Raw genomic sequence first — 1,766 nt, 5'->3', positions numbered from 1 at the left:
GAGGAGTCCACGGTGCTGGCCGTGGTGAAGTGCCAGCGTGGGTGTCCGGTGGCGATGTCCAGCGCGTAGATGTTCTTGTCCCGGCACCCGACGTAAACCCCGCCGCCATACACGGTCGGGGAGGAGTTGAACCAGTCGCCGCCGGTGAAACGCCAGCGTTCGGTACCCGTTGTCGCGTCCACCGCATAGAGGTTGTGGTCCCGGCAGCCGATGTAGACCACACCGTCGGCCACGGCCGGGGACGAGTGCATCACGCCACCGGCGCGGAACGTCCAGGCGGGCTGACCGGTCGCGGCGTTCACCGCATGCAGCTGGGAGTCGTTGCACCCGACGTACACCAAGCCGTCGGCGACCGCCGGGGATGACGTCACCGAACCACCGGTCTGATAGCGCCAGCGCGGCTGCCCGGTCACGGCATCGATGGCGTACAGGTGGGCGTCGTTGCTGCCGATGTAGACGGCTCCGTCGACGACCGCCGGGGAGGAGTACACCTGATCCCGGCAGGCGAATGCCCACGGCCGGGGGCCAGCGCTGTCCGTGCTCCCGCCGACCAGACGCACCGCCCCCCAGACCCCCGCGCCGACCACACCCACCGCACCCACCGCCGCCGCCGCGGCCCCGGTCGCCCGCAGCATGGTTCGCCGGGACACCCGCGCGGATTCGCGTCGATCGGCCGCACCGCCCCCGCTGTCGCCGTCGCGGGCCGGGGGCAGGATCTCCGCCGCTGGGAGCGGCGGGGTCGCCGCGATCAGGGGAGCCAGCTGCGGAGACGGGGTGGAGGTCACCGCCTGCGACTCGCGGGCTGACCGGGACCGGACCTCCGCCGGTCCGAACGTCGCATCAGATGGGCGGGGGCTGTGCCGCCGCTCATAGGCATCCACCAGCTCGTACCCGACCCGCGGCAACCACTGCTCGGCGCCGACACCGCCCGGTGCCCGCAGCCAGGTTCCAGCGATCTCCTCCAGTAGCTGATTCGTAGTGGGCCGCGCCGCCGGATCCCGTTGTGTGCACCGGCGAATCAGCTCGGTGAGCGCCGCGGGCACCCCGCTGAGATCCGGCGGGTCGGTGAGCAGCTGGGCCAGCACGTTCACCGGCGTGTCGCCCAGGTAGGGCAGGCGGCCCGTCGCCGCGTACAGCAAGGTGGCGCCAAGGGAGTACACGTCGGTGGCGGGGGTCACCGACGAGGTGTCCAGCGCCTGTTCCGGGGACATGTACTGGGGCGTTCCGATCACGGCCTGGGTGAGCTGCGCGCTGGTGTCCACCGTCCTGACCAGACCGAAGTCGATGACCTTGGGATTGTCCTTGGTCACCAGCACGTTCGACGGTTTCAGGTCACGGTGGATCAGCCCCACCCGGTGGATGGATTCCAGCGCCTCGGCGATCCCGGCCGCGAGCCAGAACACCGCACGGACCGGCAGCGGACCGACCCGGCGCACCAGCAGATGCAGGGATGGCGCGGCCACGTAGGCGGTGGCCAACCACGGCATCGCCGCAGCCGCGTCGGCATCCACCACGGCGGCCGTGAACACGCCGCTGACCTGCCGGGCCGCCGCCGCCTCCCGTGCGAACCGCGCCCGGAAACCCGGCGCACCCACCATGTCGGTCCGTACCGTCTTGACGGCGACGAGCAGGCCCGATCGGGACTGGCCCAGGTACACCCGACCCATCCCGCCGGAGCCCAGCCGACCCATGATCCGGTATGGGCCGATCATCCGCGGGTCCTCGGGCAGCAGCGGCTCATACGGGTTCCCGGAGGACTCCTGCCG

General features: G+C 71.5%; 1 protein-coding gene. It reads right to left on the bottom strand.

What is annotated here, in order from left to right; all coding sequences use genetic code 11:
- The coding region (locus U9980_RS13530; RefSeq protein ID WP_322768232.1) for a serine/threonine-protein kinase at window positions 1-1,712 on the bottom strand (1,712 nt) is incomplete at its 3' end.
- Window positions 1,713-1,766 lie beyond the last annotated feature (54 nt).

This window comes from Protofrankia sp. Cr1, assembly GCF_963555865.1.
Lineage (GTDB): Bacteria > Actinomycetota > Actinomycetes > Frankiales > Frankiaceae > Protofrankia.
This window is presented reverse-complemented; position numbering and strand designations above follow the sequence as displayed.